15 protein-coding genes and 1 pseudogene are annotated in these 17543 nt (G+C 70.6%); 1 reads left to right on the top strand and 15 read right to left on the bottom strand.

The features are described from left to right. Positions 1 to 49: 49 nt before the first annotated feature. The 12 genes from ABEA93_RS33055 to hsaA form a co-directional block, all read right to left on the bottom strand. Complete coding sequence (locus ABEA93_RS33055) at positions 50 to 1486, bottom strand: amidohydrolase family protein (protein WP_345679578.1); 1437 nt, start codon at positions 1484 to 1486, stop codon at positions 50 to 52. A gap of 118 nt (positions 1487 to 1604) precedes the next feature. After that, positions 1605 to 2582 carry a LysR substrate-binding domain-containing protein gene (locus tag ABEA93_RS33050; RefSeq protein WP_345679577.1) on the bottom strand — a complete coding sequence of 326 codons (978 nt, stop codon included), beginning with the start codon at positions 2580 to 2582 and terminating at the stop codon, positions 1605 to 1607. A 133-nt stretch (positions 2583 to 2715) separates the two neighbouring features. After that, positions 2716 to 3735 carry an amidohydrolase family protein gene (locus ABEA93_RS33045; protein WP_345679576.1) on the bottom strand — a complete coding sequence of 340 codons (1020 nt, stop codon included), beginning with the start codon at positions 3733 to 3735 and terminating at the stop codon, positions 2716 to 2718. Positions 3736 to 3808: 73 nt separating this feature from the next. Further along, on the bottom strand, positions 3809 to 4405 hold the full coding sequence (locus tag ABEA93_RS33040; protein WP_345679575.1) for a 3-hydroxyanthranilate 3,4-dioxygenase: 597 nt from the start codon (positions 4403 to 4405) through the stop codon (positions 3809 to 3811). Then, on the bottom strand, positions 4402 to 4857 hold the full coding sequence (locus ABEA93_RS33035; protein WP_345679574.1) for a RidA family protein: 456 nt from the start codon (positions 4855 to 4857) through the stop codon (positions 4402 to 4404). Before ABEA93_RS33035 ends, ABEA93_RS33040 begins: the two co-directional genes overlap by 4 nt. After that, a complete protein-coding gene (locus ABEA93_RS33030; protein ID WP_345679573.1) occupies positions 4854 to 5633 on the bottom strand; it encodes a 2-keto-4-pentenoate hydratase in 780 nt (259 codons plus the stop codon). Before ABEA93_RS33030 ends, ABEA93_RS33035 begins: the two co-directional genes overlap by 4 nt. A gap of 56 nt (positions 5634 to 5689) precedes the next feature. Continuing rightward, positions 5690 to 6496: a 2-keto-4-pentenoate hydratase gene (locus ABEA93_RS33025; protein ID WP_345679572.1), complete on the bottom strand. Its 807-nt coding sequence runs from the start codon at positions 6494 to 6496 to the stop codon at positions 5690 to 5692. 23 nt (positions 6497 to 6519) lie between these two features. After that, on the bottom strand, positions 6520 to 7986 hold the full coding sequence (locus ABEA93_RS33020) for a 2-hydroxymuconic semialdehyde dehydrogenase (RefSeq protein ID WP_345679571.1): 1467 nt from the start codon (positions 7984 to 7986) through the stop codon (positions 6520 to 6522). Positions 7987 to 8243: 257 nt separating this feature from the next. Then, positions 8244 to 9083, bottom strand: a complete 840-nt coding sequence (locus ABEA93_RS33015) for an alpha/beta hydrolase (RefSeq protein ID WP_345679570.1) — start codon at positions 9081 to 9083, stop codon at positions 8244 to 8246. Further along, the gene (locus ABEA93_RS33010; protein ID WP_345679569.1) at positions 9080 to 9898 is read right to left on the bottom strand and encodes an alpha/beta fold hydrolase; all 819 of its coding nucleotides are present in this window, start codon (positions 9896 to 9898) and stop codon (positions 9080 to 9082) included. Before ABEA93_RS33010 ends, ABEA93_RS33015 begins: the two co-directional genes overlap by 4 nt. Positions 9899 to 9989: 91 nt before the next feature. After that, complete coding sequence (gene hsaB, locus ABEA93_RS33005) at positions 9990 to 10550, bottom strand: 3-hydroxy-9,10-secoandrosta-1,3,5(10)-triene-9,17-dione monooxygenase reductase subunit (protein ID WP_345679568.1); 561 nt, start codon at positions 10548 to 10550, stop codon at positions 9990 to 9992. Continuing rightward, positions 10547 to 11722: a 3-hydroxy-9,10-secoandrosta-1,3,5(10)-triene-9,17-dione monooxygenase oxygenase subunit gene (gene hsaA / locus ABEA93_RS33000; protein WP_345679567.1), complete on the bottom strand. Its 1176-nt coding sequence runs from the start codon at positions 11720 to 11722 to the stop codon at positions 10547 to 10549. The genes hsaB and hsaA overlap by 4 nt, the downstream gene beginning before the upstream one ends. Positions 11723 to 12905: 1183 nt before the next feature. Here hsaA and ABEA93_RS32995 point away from each other — a divergent pair. Next, positions 12906 to 14051: a ferritin-like domain-containing protein gene (locus tag ABEA93_RS32995; protein WP_345679566.1), complete on the top strand. Its 1146-nt coding sequence runs from the start codon at positions 12906 to 12908 to the stop codon at positions 14049 to 14051. 165 nt (positions 14052 to 14216) lie between these two features. Here the strand turns inward: ABEA93_RS32995 and ABEA93_RS42210 are convergent. The 3 genes and pseudogenes from ABEA93_RS42210 to ABEA93_RS32985 form a co-directional block, all read right to left on the bottom strand. Next, positions 14217 to 14297, bottom strand: a pseudogene (locus tag ABEA93_RS42210) (transposase); the annotation flags it as partial. A gap of 568 nt (positions 14298 to 14865) precedes the next feature. Then, positions 14866 to 15234 (bottom strand): integrase core domain-containing protein, encoded by a 369-nt coding sequence (locus tag ABEA93_RS32990; protein ID WP_425585193.1) that lies wholly within the window; start codon positions 15232 to 15234, stop codon positions 14866 to 14868. Between the two features lie 131 nt (positions 15235 to 15365). Next, positions 15366 to 16919, bottom strand: a complete 1554-nt coding sequence (locus ABEA93_RS32985) for an Ig-like domain-containing protein (protein WP_345679565.1) — start codon at positions 16917 to 16919, stop codon at positions 15366 to 15368. Positions 16920 to 17543: the final 624 nt, after the last annotated feature.

Genomic DNA, 17543 nt, shown 5'->3' with positions numbered 1-17543 from the left:
GCTGAGGCCGCCGTCGCTGACGAAGTGCAGCCCCGCGCGCCGATCGGTCCTACCGGTCAGCGGCCGCGAAGTGGGCGTTCGCGGTTGCGTCGGCATGCGCGAACCAGGCGGCGCAGTCTTGCGCCGAGTGGACGGTCAGCGCCGCGGCGTTGGTGCGGATGCGGTCGGCGGCTTCAACGGCACGCGTCCGGACGGCTGCGGTGTCGATGCCGACGAGCCGGCCGGCCTGCTTTCGGACCCGGCCTGCGACCAGGACGGTGTCGACGTCGGCGGCGGTGGACTGCAGGACGACGGTGCCGAGGGGGTGGCCGGTGGGCGCGAGGTCCATGCGCGGCTTCACGACGATGACGTCGGCCTGCTTGCCGGGGGTCAGCGAGCCGATGCGGTCGCCGAGGCCGAGGGCCTCGGCGGAGCCGCGGGTGGCCCAGGTGAAGGCGTCGCGGACGGTGAGGTCGATGGCCGCGGGCATGCCGCCGGACCGGTGCACGCGGTGGTTGTCGAGGGCGCGCTGGTGCTGGAGCCCGAGGCGCATCTGGCTGAACAGGTCGCCGGAGCCGACGGCGACGATATCGGTGCTGATGCCGGGCAGGATGCCGTGGTCGATGCAGGCCCGGAACGGCGGGTGGCCCATGCCCATCTGCATCTCGGTCTCGGGCGCGATGGAGACCTTGGCACCGGTGTCGGCGAGCAACTGCCACTCGGATTCGTCGAGCGCCGGGCAGTGGATGTGCAGGTGTCCGGGGGTCAGCAGACCGTGCCGGCGCATCTCGTGCAGGCCGCGCAGCAGCACCGAGTTGGGGGCGGCGCCGGTGTGCGAGGCGATGAGGACGCCGAGTTCGCGGGCCAGCCGGACCTCGGCGGCGGTGTCCGTGAACGGAAGGGTGCCGAAGTCGCTGAGCAGCATGGCCATGTCGCCGAGTCCGTCGCCACCCGGCAGGAGTTCCGCGCGGACCCGGGCGGCGTCGGTGAGGCGCTCGGCGTGGGCGGCGAAACCCGGCGGCCGGAAGTCGAAGGACTGGATGCCGTACGCGTATCGGAAGCGGATCCCGGACTCGCGGAGTCCGGCGATGCCGGCGGTGGCGTGGTCGGGGGTGTTGACGCAGTCGCAGCAGTCGAGGATGGTCGTCACTCCGGCGTCGAGCGCTTCGAGGGCGCCGACGAGGGCCGCGGTGCCCAGGTCTTCGGCGGTGACGACCGAGCCGATGCCGTAGAAGGTGTTGCCGAGGAACTCCAGCAGCGACTGGTCGCAACTGTGCGCGCGGAGCAGGGACATCCAGGTGTGGCGGTGGCTGTCGACCATGCCCGGGAGGACGAAGCCTCCTGCGGTTTCGAGGTGTTCCGCGTCAATCCCGGCGAACTCGCGGGCATCGCGGGTGACCGCCTCGATGCGGCCGTCCTCGATCAGGACGGCACCGTCCGGGAGTTCGCCGATGATGTCGTCGCCGCTGACGATGTGTCCGGTGATGACCGTTCGCTTGCCGCTCACGTGTGCTCGCCTTCGCTGAAGGGATAGTGGGAGGCACCATCGTGGGCGGCGATCGAGGGGTCGGGCCAATACTTGTTCTCCGTCCCGGTATGGCAATCGGGGCATGGCTCCGGGCCGGTCACCACCACAGGACGTCGTTGCGGTCACCCCAGGAGTCGATCCACGACAGGTCGGCGACGCGGGCCGCCAGGAACGCGGACTGCTCCCGGAGGTGACGCAGCATCAGCTGCGCGGACGGGGTGAGCGGCCGCTTGGCGGGCAGGGTGACGCCGACCTCGTGGCGCACCCCGTCCAGTGCCAGCGGGAGCCGGACGAGCCCGGGGTCGCCTTCCGCGACGGACCGCGGCAGTACCGCGAGCATGTCGGCGTCCCTGACCAGCGCCCGTACCGTCAGGATCGACGTGCACTCCACCACGTCCTCCGGCATCGGCAGTCCGCCGTCCCGGAACGTTTGCTCCAACTCGCCGCGCAGCGCTGTCTGTTCGAGCGGGATGACCCACGCGTAGCCGAGCAGGTCGCGGAGTTCGGGCGCGCTGAGCCGGCAGGCCGGGTGCCCGACCCGGGCGACCACGTCGACGGGTTCGCCGTAGAGCCGGATCTGCCGCAGGTCGGGCTGGTCCTCGATGGGGTTGAGGCGGCCGACGATCAGGTCGATCTCGCCGTCCCGCAGCATCGGCAGGTGGGTATCGAACGGGGCTTCCCGCACGATGACGCGGACCCGGGGCCGGAGCCGTTTGAGACTGGCGATGGCCTTGGGCAGCAGGACGTTCGACCCGGCAAGCAGGGTGCCGACGCTGACGGTGCCGACCTGGCCGTCGACGAGGCCCTCGATGCGGTCGCCGGCGAGGCGCAGTTCGGCGAGCACCGCCCGGGCGTGTTCGAGGAACGCCTCACCGAACAGCGTCGGGGTGACTCCACGGGGGCCTCGGGTGAAGAGGTCCACGCCGAGGATGTGCTCGCTCTCGCGCAGCCCGCGGGTGACCGCGGGCTGCGCGAGGTGCAGGGCTTTGGCGGCGCGGAGCACGCTGCCGTGTTCGGCGATGGAGCAGACCAGCATGAGGTGCCGCAGTTTGAGACGGCCGTTGAGCAGGTCCATGGCTCCGCCTTTACGTCACAGGGCGTTGCTCGGCGGTGTCTGCTCGGCGGGAGGCCGCGATGTCGAGCACAATGTCGACAATCATATCCGCTTGCCCGTGGGGGGCGAGGACGGCGGGTGTCGGGGGCATGGGTCAGCCGTCCTTCCGGGTGGCGGGCGTACCGGCGCCGAAGAAGCGGCGGGCGTTGCCGCCGAGGATCAGTTCCTGCTCGTCGGGCGTGAGTCCGGGGCAGTTCCGGACCACGGAACCGGGCTCCATTTCGCCGAGCGGGAAGGGGAAATCGGTGCCGAGCATGACGCGTTCGGCGCCCATCACGTCGACCAGCAGGCGCAGCGCCCGCGGGTCGAACACCGCCGAGTCCACGGAGAACCGGTCCACGTACGCGGACGGTGGCTTCGGCGAGTCGGCGCGCACGATGTCGCGGTTGTGCCACGCGTTGTCGGCCCGGCCGAGCAGGTAGGCGAAGCTGCCGCCGCCGTGGCAGAAGCACAGCTTGAGGCTGCTCGGCAGTTTCTCGAAGGCGCCGCCGAGAGCCATGCCGAGGATGCTCAGCTGGGTCTCCGCGGGCATGCCGACGAGCCACTGCAGCATGTGCCCGGGCATGCGCTCGGCGCCGAGCATGTCCCAGGGGTGCACGAGGACCGGGATGTCCTCGTGGGCGCAGTGCGTGAGGAACGCGATGATGCCGTCGTCGGCGAGGTAGCGGTCGCCGACGTGGTTGCCGATGTGGACGCCGCGGTGCCCGGCCGCCTTGGCTTTGTCGGCGGCGGCGCACGCTGCCGCGGTGTCCTGGAGCGGAACCTGGGCGAGCGGCAGCAGCCGCTCCGGGTCGGCCGAGCAGAAGCCGAGGATGCGGTCGTTGACCAGGTCGCACCATGCGGCGGCGCGGGCGGGGTCGGCGGCGTAGCCGAACATCAGCGGGGTCGGGGAGATGACCTGGACGTCGACGCCGAGTGCGTCCATGTCGGCGAGCCGACGGTGCGGGTCCCACAGCGGTGCGACGACCGGGCGGTATTCGCGGTCGCCGCTCATCATCATCCCGGTGCCGTCCGCGTGCACCCGCAGCCAGGGCTCGTCCGCGTCGGCGAGGATGCGGCCCTCTGCCCGGCTGATCCGGGGGAAGACGTGCGTGTGGACGTCGATGACTGTCACGGGACCTCCGTGGTTCCGGTGCTTCGGGGCGCCCGTGGCGCGGTCGTTCATGGGGAGGGGTGCGGCCGGGCCGTCAGACGGTACGCGCCGTGCGGGGCCGCAGGTCCTCGGGCCAGACGCGGCCGGGGTGCACGGTGGCGCAGTGCGGGCACGTGCGGTCGGCGTCCGGGCCGTCGTAGAAGGCCTGGAACAGCGGCGGCAGGTCGGTGACGATCGACTGGAGCTGGATCTCGGCGCGGTGCACGAGCCGGTGGCAGGACACGCAGTACCACTCGAACGCGTCCGCGACCGCGGCCGGGCGGGCGAACTCCACGACCAGGCCGATGCTGCCCGGCTCGGGGCGCTGCGGGGAGTGCCGTACGTGCGGTGGCAGGAGGAAGATGTCGCCTTCGCGGATCGGGACGTCGACCGGCGGCTTGCCCTCCTCTTCCATGATGCGCAGCACCATGTCGCCGCGGAGCTGGTAGAAGAACTCCTCGATCGGGTCGTCGTGGAAGTCGGTGCGCTGGTTGGGGCCGCCGACGACGGTGACCATCAGGTCGGCCTCGCGCCACACCTGGATGTTCCCGACCGGCGGGCGCAGCAGGTCGCGGTGCTCGTCGATCCAGGTGTCGAAGTTGAAGGGCCTGCCCTGGGTGAGCTTGGGCAGGGGGTGGGACCCGGTCGTCATCGCGTGGCCTCCTCGGGGCGGCTCCCGGCGCGGTCCGCGGGCAGGTAGGCGGTCGCCGAGATCTCGATCAGCAGGTGGGGGTGAGGGAGTTGGTGTACCGCGACGGTGGTGCGGGCGGGGCCGGTCTCGTCGAAGTACTCGGCGTAGACCTCGTTGTAGCCGCCGAAGTCGTTCATGCTGACCAGGTAGGTGGTGACCGACACGACGTCGGGCAGTCCGCCGCCGACCGCGCCGAGCAGATCGCCGATGTTCTCGATGACGGCGCGGGTCTGGGCCCGGATGTCCAGGTCGGTGACGCCCATCGGGTCCGCGGCCGCGCCCGCGAAGGTGCCGTCCGGGCGCCGGGAGCTGGTGCCGGAGACGAACACCAGCTCGCCGGCGCGCTTGAGGTGCGGGAACCGGCCGCGCGGGGCGGCCTTGCCGGCCACCAGGATGCCTTCGGAGGAGGTCATCGCGTGGTCACCTCCACCCGGCCGAGCTCGGCGGCGACGACGCGTACGTGCGCGCCGGGCGTCAGCGGGACGGCGGCGGTCGCGGCACCCGCCAGCACGATGTCGCCGGGGCGCAGGGGCGAGCCGGCGCCCTCGGCCAACCGGGCCGCGGCGGCGAGGGAACGCACCGGGTTGCCGAGGATCGCCGCGGACGAACCGGTCGCGACGGTGCGGCCGTCGACCTCCATGACCATGCCGAGGTTCTCGCCCGCGACCCGGTCCGGGGCATGCCACGGGCCGATGCCGAACGCGCACGCCGACGCGTTGTCGGCGACGACGTCGGGCAGGGTGAAGCGGAAGTCCGCGTAGCGGGAGTCGATCACCTCGTAGGCGACGGCGATGCCGGCCACGGCGCGCACCGCCGCGGCGGGGCTGACCCGGCCGGACAGGGGTTCGCCGATCAGGAAGGCGATCTCCGGCTCGATGCGCGGGTGGATCAGCGCCGAGGTGTCGAGCGTCGCGCCGTCCTCGACCTGCATCGCGTCGGTGAGCAGGCCCCAGATGACGTCGTCGATGCCCATCTGCGCCATTTTCGCGCGGCTGGTGAAGCCCATCTTCGCGCCGATGACGGTCTCGCCGCGGGCGAGCCGCCGCGCGATGCCCGCCCGCTGGACGCGGTAGGCGGCGTCGAGGGTCAGGTCGGGGACGTCCGCGGTCAACAGGCCGGTGGTGGCGCTGCTGCGGGCGGCTTCGTCCAGGGTCCGGGCGAACGCCGCGACGGAGGCGTCGTCGGTCATGTCGGGAGCTCCCAGGGAGTCGGGGCGGGTGGGGCCGGGCGGGGTGGTGGGGCGGCTCATGCGCTGTCGTCCCGGCCGAAGGCGACACGGACGTCGCCGAGCCCGTCGATGCGGGCCTCCAGCACGTCGCCCGGTGCGGCGGCGACCATCGGACCGAGCGCGCCGGTCAGCACCGTGTCCCCGGCCCGCAGCGGGCGCCCGACCCGCACCAGAGTGTCGGCGAGCCACAGGGCGGCGTTGAGCGGGTGACCGAGGCAGGCCGCGCCCGCGCCGACGGACACCTGGGCGCCACGCCGTTCCAAGACCATGCCGGCGAGGCGGAGGTCGACGTCGGTGAGACGCACCGGCCGGGTGCCGAGGACGTAGCGGCCGGACGACGCGTTGTCGGCGACCGTGTCGGCGATGGCGATGTCCCAGTCGCGGATGCGACTGCCGCACACCTCGATCGCGGGCAGCGCGAACGCGGTCGCCCGGATGAGGTCGGCGACGGTGTGCCGTTCGTGGGTCAGGTCGTGTTCGAGGACGAGCGCGACCTCGGCCTCGGCACGCGGCTGGAGCACCGCACCGACCGGGACCTCCGCGCCGTCCGGGATCGCCATGTCGGCGTACAGCATGCCGAAGTCCGGTGTTTCCACACCGAGTTGCCGCTGGACGGCAGGCGAGGTGAGACCGATCTTGCGGCCTACCAGGCGCCGCCCTTCGGCGAGCCGGAGGGCGGTCAGGTGCTCCTGCACGGCGTAGGCGTCGTCGACGCCGGTGATCAGGTCGCGGAGCGGGGCGCACGGCACGCCGGTGCGCTCGGCGTCAAGGAGGCGCTGCGCCGCGGTGCGGATGCGGTCGGCGTTCGCCGCCGGGGTCTCCATCGTCGGGATCCCTTTCGGTACGGTCAGTACGAGATGCAGATGTTGGCCGGCTCCGAGAAGAAGTCGAGCGAGTACTCGCCGCCCTCCCGGCCGATCCCCGACGCCTTGACGCCGCCGAACGGAGTGCGCAGGTCGCGCACGTTCCACGCGTTGACCCACACGATTCCGGCGTCGAGCTTCGGCGCGAAGCGGTGCGCGCGGGCCAGGTCGCGGGTCCACACGGTGGCCGCGAGGCCGTAGCGGGTGTCGTTGGCGAGCGCGAGCGCCTGCTCCTCGGTGTCGAACGGGGCCACGTGGCACACCGGTCCGAACACCTCCTCCTGGAGGGTGCGCGCGCTGTTCGGCAGCCCGGTCAGCACGGTCGGCTCGACATGGAAGCCGCCGTCGCGCGCATCGCCGAACCGCGGCTGCCCGCCGCCCGCGACCACCGTGGCGCCTTCCGTGACGGCGAGCCGGTAGTACGACAGCACCTTGTCGCGGTGCGCCGCCGAGATCATCGGCCCGTACCCGGTCAGGGCCCTCGCGCGCTTGCCGAGTTCCTCGACGAAGAGGTCGTACACCGGGCGTTCGACGTAGACCCGCTCGGTGCACAGGCAGATCTGCCCGGAGTGGGTGAAGGCCGATCGCGCGGTGCCCGCGACGGCCGCCTCCAGATCGGCGTCGGCGAACACCACCGCCGGGTTCTTGCCGCCCAGTTCGAACGACACCGCGGTCAGGTGGTCCGCGGCGTTGCGCATGATCGCGCTGCCGGTGGCGGACTCGCCGGTGAACGCGACCGCGTCGACGCCGTCGTGCCGGGTGAGGAACTCGCCCGCCGAATTCGCGCCGTGGCCGTGGACGAGGTTGAACGCGCCGGGCGGGAGACCGGCCGCGTCGATCACCTCGGCGAGCAGCATCGCGGTGGACGGCGACTCCTCGGACGGCTTGGCGATCACCGCGTTCCCGGCGGCGAGCGCGGGGGCGACTTTCCAGGTGAGGAGCAGCAGCGGCAGGTTCCACGGCGAGATCACCGCGACGACGCCGAGGGGTTTGCGCACCGTGTAGTTGAGGGCTTGGCCCGAGCCGCCGCTCCACGCGGGAACGGCGGTGGTGTAGGCGCGTTCGGGTCGGCCGTAGAGCAGGTCGGCGTAGGCGCGGAAGTTGCCGATCGCGCGCGGGATGTCGAGCGTCTCGGCGAGGTCGCGGGGGCGTCCGGTGTCGGCGATCTCGGCGTTGGCGAACGCGGCGAAGCGGGCCTCGATGCCGTCCGCGATGCGGCGGAGCGCCGCGGCGCGGTCGGCCACGGTGGTGGTGCCCCAGGCGCCGTCGAGTGCCGCGCGTGCGGCCTGGACGGCGGCGTCGACGACCGCTTCGTCGGCCTCGGGTGCGTGCCCGCGGACGGTGCCGTCGACCGGGTCGACCAGGGGGAACGTCCGCGGCCCGCCGGGCAGGAACGTGCCGCCCACGTAGTGCGCGACGCGACCGGTGCCGCCGCCGGATGTCTGTGCCATGCCGATCCCCTCGTGGTTGTTCCGCGGCTCCTCCGCGGGTCCTGTCCGCGGTCGTGGCCGCAGCACCGAGCATGACCAGGGCGACATATGACCGTCTAATACTCTTTGGCGGCCTTGCTATAGCCGACCGGATATACCGCTTGGCGGTGGCGTCGGGCGCGGACATGCGAACATGCCGGTGCCCCGGCGGGGGCCGTACCTCCCCACCGGGCCACCGGCTGTCCCGCCGGGCTGTCGGCTCCGTCCCGCCGGGCGTCTCAGAGCGCGTCGATGAGCCCGTGCAGGGCCCGCGACACCGCAGTCGCCGGATGCGCCAGGTCCAGCACCACGTCGAAGTGGTTGCGGTCCGGCACCACCGTCGCCTCGACACCCCAGTGCGCCGCAAAATCCCGCGACTGCACGTGGAAGCCCGCGGCCTCGTGCTCGGCCACCAGTACCGCCGCCGGGCAGCGCCGCCCCACCGGGGCGAGCAACGGGCTGAGCGCCGCGGCCCGGTCGTCGTCCAGGCCGAGCCACTCATTGATGTGCGTACGCACCAGCGGACGCACGTCGAAAAGGCCGCTGATCGGGAACCCCGCGGCGACCACGTCCTCCGGCAGCCCGAACTCCTCCTGCCAGCCGCCGACCATGGTCATCGCGGCGAGGTGTCCGCCTGCCGAGCTGCCGCCGACCACGATGCGGCCGGGGTCGAGGCCGTACGCGGGACCGGACCGGTACACCCAGGCGATCGCGGCCCGCACCTGGCGGGTGATCTCCTCCAGCGTCGCGGTCGGCGCGAGCGTGTAGTCCACCACGACCGTCGCCACGCCGCGCGCGTGCAGCGCCGCCGCCATGAACGCCGAGTCCTGCCGCGACAGCGCCCGCCAGTACCCGCCGTGCAGGAACACGAACACCGGCCGCCGGTCCCTGGGGCGGCCGGGGCCCCACACGTCGAGGCGCTCACCGCTGCCGCGGTCGTACAGGATCCCCGGGACGCCCGGCAGCTCGGCGACCGCGCCGTCGGACTCCGCCTGGTACCGGCGCATCAGTGCGGCGAACCGCTCCGGGCCGACGGTGTCCCGTGCGTTGTAGGCGACGTCCAGCGCGGTACCGCTCACGCGCTGCCGTCCGCGAACGCGAGGATGCGCGCGGAGATCTCCGCGGGCGATTCGAGCGTCGGGAAGTGCGTGTGCCCGGCGAGCCACTCCGACGAGAACCACGGGTTCCCGACCGAGAACTCGCGCTGCACGTCGTGGTAGCCCTCGAAGGCCGGCTGCGAGTAGAGGTGCACGATGGGCCGCGGCTCCTCGAAGGCCGCCATACGGGCGCGCGGGGAGCCCCACTTCAGGTACGCGGCCTCGATCACTCGGCAGGACCGCGCCCACATCTCGAAGCCGAAGCCGCCCATCTCCTCGGTGAGGTGCTCGGTGACCGGCGGGCAGTCGGCAGCTGCCAGCCACTCGTCGAAAAGCGCCTGGCGGCCCTCGCGCCACGTCTCCGGGTGGTAGCTGACCCGCAGACCGGCGAGGAAGTCGGCGGGGGCCTCCAGCATGAGCCAGTCGATCACCACGACCCGCGGTATGCGGGCGGCACCCAGGCGGTCGGCTATCTCCAGGTTCGCCCAGCCGCCGTGCGATGTCGACACCGGGACGACCTGCTCGACGCCGAGGTGGTCGAGCAGTGCGATCGCGTCGTCGGCCTGCTCGGCGGGCCCGAACTCGCCGGTCTCGGAACGGTCCGCGCCGTGCCCGCGCCAGTCCATGCGGATGACCCGACGGCCCTCCGACAGCAGGTCGACCACGCGCCGGAACAGCCGGTGGTCCTGGCACCAGCCGGTCAGCAGCAGCAGCGGCGGGTGCGCGTCGGCGGCGCCGGAGCGCGGGCCGGAGACGTCGTAGTCGATGGTGTGTCCGTTGAGCTGCACACTCAGCATGGGTGGTACTCCTCGTGCTTGTTCGAGGCGGAATCGAGGTGACCGCGCCCGGCCCCGGCGGCGGGATCGCCGCCGGGGCCGGGCCGCCCGGTCAGAGCCAGGCGTCCGTCTCCGGCCAGGTCGTGGGCGCGCCCGCCGGGTCGGGGGTGGTGACGGTGTACTTGCCGCGGTGGAACAACAGCGGCGGGTCGGCCTCCCCGTCGTCGAGACCGGCCACCCGGCCGACCACGATGTAGTGGTCGCCGGCCTCGTGCACGGTCTCCACCGCGCACTCCAGCCACGCCGCGACGCCGTCGAGCAGCGGCATCCCGAGCGCGCCCGGCCGCCAGCCCGAGCCCGCGAACTTGTCCGGCTCGCGCCCGCCGAACCGGGCGCTGACCGGCTGCTGGGCGTGCGTGAGGACGTTGACCGCGAACCGGCCGGTGCGGGCGATGACCGGCCAGGTACGCGAAGTCCTCGCCGGGCAGAACAACACCAGCGGAGGTTCGAGGGACAGCGCGGAGAACGACTGGCAGGCGAAGCCCACCGGCTGCCCGGCCTCCTCGTCGACCGAGGTCACCACGACGATCCCGGTGCAGAAGCGTCCCAGCACGTCGCGGAAGCGGCGCCCGTCCACGGCGCCGATCGTGTCGAGCGGCGCTGCGGTGCTCACAGCATGCCGCCGGTGACCGACTCGCCGAACTCCAGGTCGCCGAACAGCTTCTGGGCCGGCTCCGGGTCGTTCGCCACGTGCACCCGCGCCGCGTGCGCGTCGCGCCACAGCCGCTGGATAGCCGAGTCGGCATGCAGCGCGGTCACACCAGACGCCTCGAACAGCTTGTCCGCGGCCGCGATGGCCCGCTGCCCGGCACGCACCTGGTCACGGCGGTGCCGGGCACGCAGCTCCAGCGGGATCGGCTGCCCGGCGTCGGCGCACGCCAGGATCGCCGCCAGGTTGGACGTCATCTGCAGCCACGACGCCTCGATGTCGCTGGCCGCCTCGGCCACCCGGACCTTCGCGAAGGGGTCGTCCTTCGCCTTGTCCCCGCCGAACGCGCGCACGCGGGTGCGCTGGTGCGCCACGTGCGCCTCGTACACGCCGGTCGTCATACCGATCAGCGGCGTGGTGATCGTCGTCGTCATGAACGAGTACAGCGGGACGCGGTACATCGGGTTCGGGTTGACCTCGTGCCCCGGGCACTCGCAGCGGAACTGCGCATCGAAGCTCAGCACCCGGTGCGCGGGCACGAACACGTCTTCGACGACCACATCGTTGCTGCCCGTGCCGCGCAGCCCCACCGTGTTCCACACCGGGTCCACGGTGTAGTCCGCGACCGGGACCACGAACGCGGCGTAGTCGACCGGCTTGCCGTCGACGCCGATGACCAGGCCGCCGAGGATCGCACCCGAGGCGTGGTCGACACCGGACGAGAAGCTCCACCGGCCACTGAGGGTGTAGCCGCCGTCCACCGCTTTCGCCTTGCCGAGCGGCGCGTACGCGGACGACAGGACGGCCGTGTTGTCGGCGAGCCAGAACTCGTCCTGCGCACGGACATCGAACTGGGCAAGGTGCCACTGATGGGCGCTCAGGACCGACGCCACCCAGCCGGTGGAACCGCACGCACCTGCGATCGCCCGCACCGCGGTGAAGTGGTCGATCGGCCGTGCCTCCAATCCGCCGTAGCGGACCGGCTGCATCAGACGGAAGAACCCGGCCTCGCGCAGCAGCTTGACCGAGTCGGCGGGCACCGCCCGCGCGTCCTCGGTCTGCTGGGCGCGCTCACGGAGCACCGGCAGGATCTCGTCGACCTGATGCAGAACGTCGGTGGCGGCGCGGGCGCTCATGGGGCTGCTCCTCTGCAGGATCCGATGGGGTCCGCACCCTGCCTACCGTCGGTGGTCCGGATGGGGACGGAGCCAGCCTCGCGTCCTGCCGCCATGCCGGGCAAATACCTGAACCACCAGCCGATATGGCGGAAAAGGTATAGCCCGGCAATCGGACCGATTCACCTCCGGCAGCCGACGCACACCCGACGGGACGTCGTGGAACCGGGAACTGCTCAGCTCCGGCCGGGCCGCCACCGATGTCGGTGCCGCCATCCCACGGGTGGGTGCGGTCACTGGCGGAGACCGAGCCGGAGCCGGTTGCCGTTGGCCGTATTGGAGATGTGGGTCGTGATACCCCTCGGACACACACCACACATGATCCCCAGGTCAAACGACCTGGGGATTGTTGTTGTTTGCGCTGCAACTGTCGTGAAGCCGTGGCCTTGTGACATGGGGGTGCGACTCGCACTCCGACACATCGTGTAACTCCATGCCAGCAGACGAGGTGTATCGGGCCTGGCCAGGTGAGGCCACTGTGGGGCCGGACGCCGACGATGAGAGGACGTTTCCGTACCGACCGCAAAGGTTGGTCTCAATTTCATGAGGCCAGCCGACGGACTCGGTCACTCGCAGGGCACGAACCAGCCGCCGGGGCAAGCCCCGCCGAGCGGCCTGGTACACCGCATGTTCCAGCGCCTGGTGACCCGACTTGGTCGCCTCTACACCGACAACCACGCTTCCACGGTCATCAGGGCCCTTTCCTCCGCCGCGGTGTCGGCGCGTCTCGACTCTCCTCCGGCGTTCCATGGGCTGACAGGGCCGTTGTGTCCTACGGACGGCGAAGTCCGGGAGCCGTCCTCGGGCCGAACGGCGACTGCGGTTGTCGTGCCGTCCAGTACCTCGGGGAGGAACGGCGGGGGCAGCGACATTGGCGTGGGCTTCGCCCCGGGTGGTTGCTTCTCCCGGCCCCGTGCCGTGTGGAACACGGCGCCGCCGCCGACTATCAGGATCTCACGCACAGCTTCCTCCGTTCTCTCGTCCTCTCCGGAGGAGACCGGGCGGGAGCGCCGGCTTTGACAGTCGTCGGTGCGGCACCGGGAGCCGACAGCCCGTTCACTGCGAATGCCTGTCGCAAGCGGATTCCTGTCACAAACGGGGAGGCCGCCCTGTCCTGGTGAGCAGTCCCTTTTGGAGGAAACCCATGAGCGCTGAGCACGCACACCTGCCCCCCGGCGTCGAGGTGGTCGCGACCTTGCCGGAAGCGGGGGCTCTGATACCTGCCGAGGCCGAGGCGCGGACGATCCGCGTCACCTTGGCCCCGGGTGATCCTGGGGCGCCGCCGCACCGGCATCCCGGGCCCGTGTTCGGCTACGTGACCCAGGGCGAGATCCTGTTCGAACTGGAGGGGAAGCAGCCGAGGGTGCTCAAAGCCGGTGATGCCCTGTTCGAGCCGGGGGGCGACGTCATCCACTACCAGGGCGCCAACAACCTCGCGGACGCGCAGTCGCAGCTGGTCGTGACCATGTTCGCCCCGCCCGGCACTCCCGTTCTGACCGTGGTCGGCAAGGAGGAGCTGGCCGAGCGACGGCACCTGCGGTACCCGCAGATGAATCAGGCCGACCATCGCGGCAATGCCGACGTCCGCGGGATCACCACGTTGGAAAGCCTGCGCGAGCACCTGCAATGGGCCATCGAGCTGGAACACGCCACGCTGCCGCCCTATCTCACGGCGCTCTATTCGCTCGACCCGAACCGGAACGCGCAGGCGGTGGAGCTGCTGAGCAGTGTGTTCGTGGAGGAGATGATCCATCTCGCGCTTGCCGCGAACCTGCTGAACGCGGTCGGCGGACGGCCGCGCATCGACACGCCGCAGATGCTCGCGCCGTACCCGCGGCCGGTACCCCACGCCGATCCCGCCATGGAGCTGTCCTTGCTTCCGTTCGGGAAGGAGGCGCTTGCGATGTTCATGCGACTCGAGCAACCGGCGCACCCGGGCGACCCGGGGGAGAGCGACAATTACGAGACGATCGGTCAGTTCTACGACGCGATCGAGAGCGGACTGCGCCGCCTCTGCGCCGAACTCGGCGAGGAGAAGGTCTTCGTCGGCGATCCCGCGCGGCAGGTGACGGCGGGCCCGTTCGGTCACACGGGCGGGAAGCTGAGCCCGGTCACCGACCTTGCCAGGATCACCCGGTCGGCAGCGAGATCCGCACCGCGCAGGAAGCGTTCAACGAGACGTACTGCGAGGTACTGGAGTTCCTGGAGCACGCGTTCAACGGCGAGCCCGAGATGCTCAAGATGTCGGTGCGGGCCATGTACGCGCTCAAAAAGAACGCGCGGGCGCTGATGGCGATGGCCGACGGCGAGGGCCTGAGGGCGGGCCCGACGTTCGATTACGTGCGCCCGGAGGACCGTCGCTGAACCAGGTCTCCCGCTCACGAGGCGCCCGGCTGTCACCACGGCCGGGCGCCTCATACGCGCCCTGGTGGCCGCTGACTGACCGGTGTCGGGCCTTCCACGCCGTGATCACCGGCTCGATCAACGCCCACTGGCCGTCCGGCAAGTCGCTTGGATACGGCTTGCATTCGCTCACCCGACCACCCCAGCAGACCGCCGACTACAAACCGCCGGACTCTCTGCGCGGCCACACCATCAGGTGAAGACATAGCACCTGGAAACTCGCGAACCGTCCTCTAGATTTAGCCAACTTGAGAGTCGACAGCAAATTCGGTCGCTGCTGAATCCGGAATCGGATCGTCAGGTTCCGATGCGCGTGATGAAGCGATTCTTTTCCCCTATTGAGCTCCGGCGGCTAGGGTGGAAGGGGAAATTGGTGGGCTGCGGGCCCACTTTTTCCATGTCCTGAAACAATCCCATTGGGTCTTTGGCCCGGGTGTTTGCATCCTTCTCGCTTTGTATCGCAAGAGTCCAGACTCGTGCGCACTCAGAAAAAACCGCCTCCTGCGGGTTCCGTTATTAAGAAGGGGGTTGTACTCCAAGGGGGTGCGGGTATGCGGGCGAATTCGGTTTATCGTCGCGAATTGAATTCGAATTGGGCGGCCTGTGGGTGGGCGTCGTAAGGATTGATTACGGATTGGCGGCGATGGGCCTTCTTGCTACGCACTCGGCCTTGTGGGTGCCGACAAGTTCATCCGCGCAGGTCATGCGGCATGTCGGTATTCGTGGATGGTGTCGCCGAGTCGGTCGTGTCGGCGTATGCGCAGCTGCTGGAGTTCGTCGGGATCGATGATCGGGTCCGGCACTTCCCGTAGCGGTGCTGCTTGGTGGATAGCCCTGTGTGGCCGGTGTTCGTTGGAGTGCTGTTCGAACTGGCGTAGCGCGTGGAGCAGGTGTCGCTGGTTGCAGATGAGTGTGCGGTCGAGGAGCTCACGGCGGTACGTGCGGAACGCACTCTTCGACGAGCTCCTCGCCGACGCCGACATTCGCACCGTCTTGACCGCGGTGCGCACCCCTCGGATGAACGCGATCATGGAGCGCTGGGTGCGAATCGAAGCAGCACGGGTGATCATGCTGCCGCGGTCGCGCCTACGCCCAGGCACCAGGGTCGGGCATCTCGCACAGAGTCGTTGTTGAGGCTCCCGCCTGCGCGGATGAGGTTATCGGCACCCGCAACGCGGCCACAACGGCGCAGGCACCGAGTTCAGTTCGCCACGTTCACGTTCACGTGCAGGCGGTTCTGCGGCCAGTAGTGCTCGTTGTTCTCGATATCGACGCCGTTCGTGGAGATGGTGTTGCAGCCGTTGGACAGCCGGCGCGTGTCCAACTTGTAGGAGTACAGGCCGTCGCTCTCCATGTCGACGTCATAGCCGACCCAAACGGCGTTCACCTTGGGTGAGCTGCAGTTCTTCTCGTTCACGTAGAACGACACTTCTTGGACCCGGGAGAGGTCCCCATGGACGCGCACCGTGACAGTGATCGTGCCGCTCACCGTGCTGCCGGCGGCGGGCGCGAGGACCTCCAGCCATGGCTCGCCGGATTGCGCGGGCTGCGAGGTGACGGCCGGCGGCGGGGCAGGCGTCGCCGCGGCCGTGGAATGGGTGGGCTGCCCGGCGGACGGTGAAGCCGTTGTGCCGGCCGGGGGCGCCGACGTGGACGGCGTCGTCGAGGGGGTGGCCGAGGTGGGGGAGGCGCCGGATACCGTGGATTTCGGGTTCGCGCCGTTCCCGTCGTTCGCGGCGCCGACGGGTGCCTCGCCGCTCCCGCGCCAGGCCCGGACGTAGTCCACCGACATGGCGGCGCTGTCGGGCGCGTGCCGGGTGTCGCCGCCCATGATGCCGCCGACCGCGAGGTTGAAGATCAGGTACATGCGCTCGCGCGGCACCGCGTCTCCGACGACGGTCAGGATGGGCTTGCCGTCCGCATAGTAAGTGAGCTTGTCGTCTTGCCAGTTGACTCCGAAAATCCGGTAGTCGTCGACGAAGTAGTTGCTGGCACGGGTGAGTTCGCCGTAGCACTCGTCGGCGGAGCGCACCTCCCCGAGCTCGACGCGGCACGGTCCTGCGGCGTGCAGCCTTGCCTGTGCGAGGCTTTGCTCGCCGCCGAACTCGAACACGTCGATCTCGGGACGGTGCGGCTCCTGCGGGACCATCGGCGTGAGCGACATCGCCGACCGCATCGCGACGCCGCGTGCCAGACGTACGCGCGCCTCGATGTAGACCCCCGGGCTGAACAGCGCGCGACTGTTCTCGAGCGGCTCGCCCGCCCGCGCGTCCGTGCTCACCGCGCCCGAGGAGAACGGCAGCCCGTCGACCGGCTTGCGCTCGGCGGCCAGGTGCAGGCTGCCGTCGGAGACGGTCACCTGAGCGGGTGTGTACTTCTGTTGCTCGCCGTTTGTGGGGCCCTTGCACGGCTTGGTGGTGTCGTACCCGGACAGGCACGTCATCCACTTGCCGGCGTCGAGCTCGGTCCCGTCGAACTCGTCGAACCAGTATGACTGCCAACCGGGGTGGTCCACACGCTCCGCGACATGCTGGGGCGTGCGGCCGGTGTTGTGCCGGCCGCCGCCCGACACAGCATTGGCGACGATGATGATGGGCGCCGACACCAGAACGACCGTGGCGACTGCGACGCCCCACCACTTGGTCCGACGTGGTGGCGGGGTGCCCCCGTCTCCCGCGCTGTGGATGGCCCGACGAGACATGTTGTGGCTCCTGTCGTCTCCATGCCTGCGGCCAACGGCCCATGAACCCGGCACGGGGACAGGACCGTTCGCGGAACAAGATCGCGGGCAGGATACCGGCGCCGCAGTATGTGGCCGAGCCCTCGCAGCAACAGGACAACCAGGCGCGGGAACCGGACAGCCATGGATGGGCGACGTCCGCGCCATATCGACATGCAGGCGGCCGACGTCACGCGGGGGCGAGGCACCGCCCGCGTCGACCCCCGCCCCGGGCGGCCACCCGACTCGGTTGCCGGAGTGCGGCCTGACAGGTGTCCGACGTGACGGTTGCCTGCCCGCCGTCGTCCTCTGCGTGCGCAACGCGAGCCGCTCCGGAGCTGAGTGCTCTGGGGCAGCTCGCGTGATGCCTTGCCGCGGATCCCAGGGGCTCGAACGTGCCTGCCCTGCTTGAGACCCAGAAGAAGCGCCGAGGCGAGCGATGAGACGCTGCCACCGTGAACTGCAGGGCAACGCCCCTGGCTTGGCAACGGTGCAGCAGTGGAAACCTTCTGCAGGGGGACCTGGGCCCGCAGTCACGATGCTCGAAGAGCACCTCGCGGTGCCGTTCACCACCGAGGTACTCGGCGTCCCGGTCGTCGTCAGGAAAGTCGACGTCGGCGTGGACGGCGGCATCGTCGCGGTGTGCGTGGCGGGTCGGCA

Source organism: Yinghuangia aomiensis, assembly GCF_039542225.1.
Taxonomy (GTDB): Bacteria; Actinomycetota; Actinomycetes; order Streptomycetales; family Streptomycetaceae; genus Yinghuangia; species Yinghuangia aomiensis.
The sequence above is the reverse complement of the archived record's forward strand: the minus strand, read 5'-3'. Positions and strand labels throughout refer to the sequence as shown.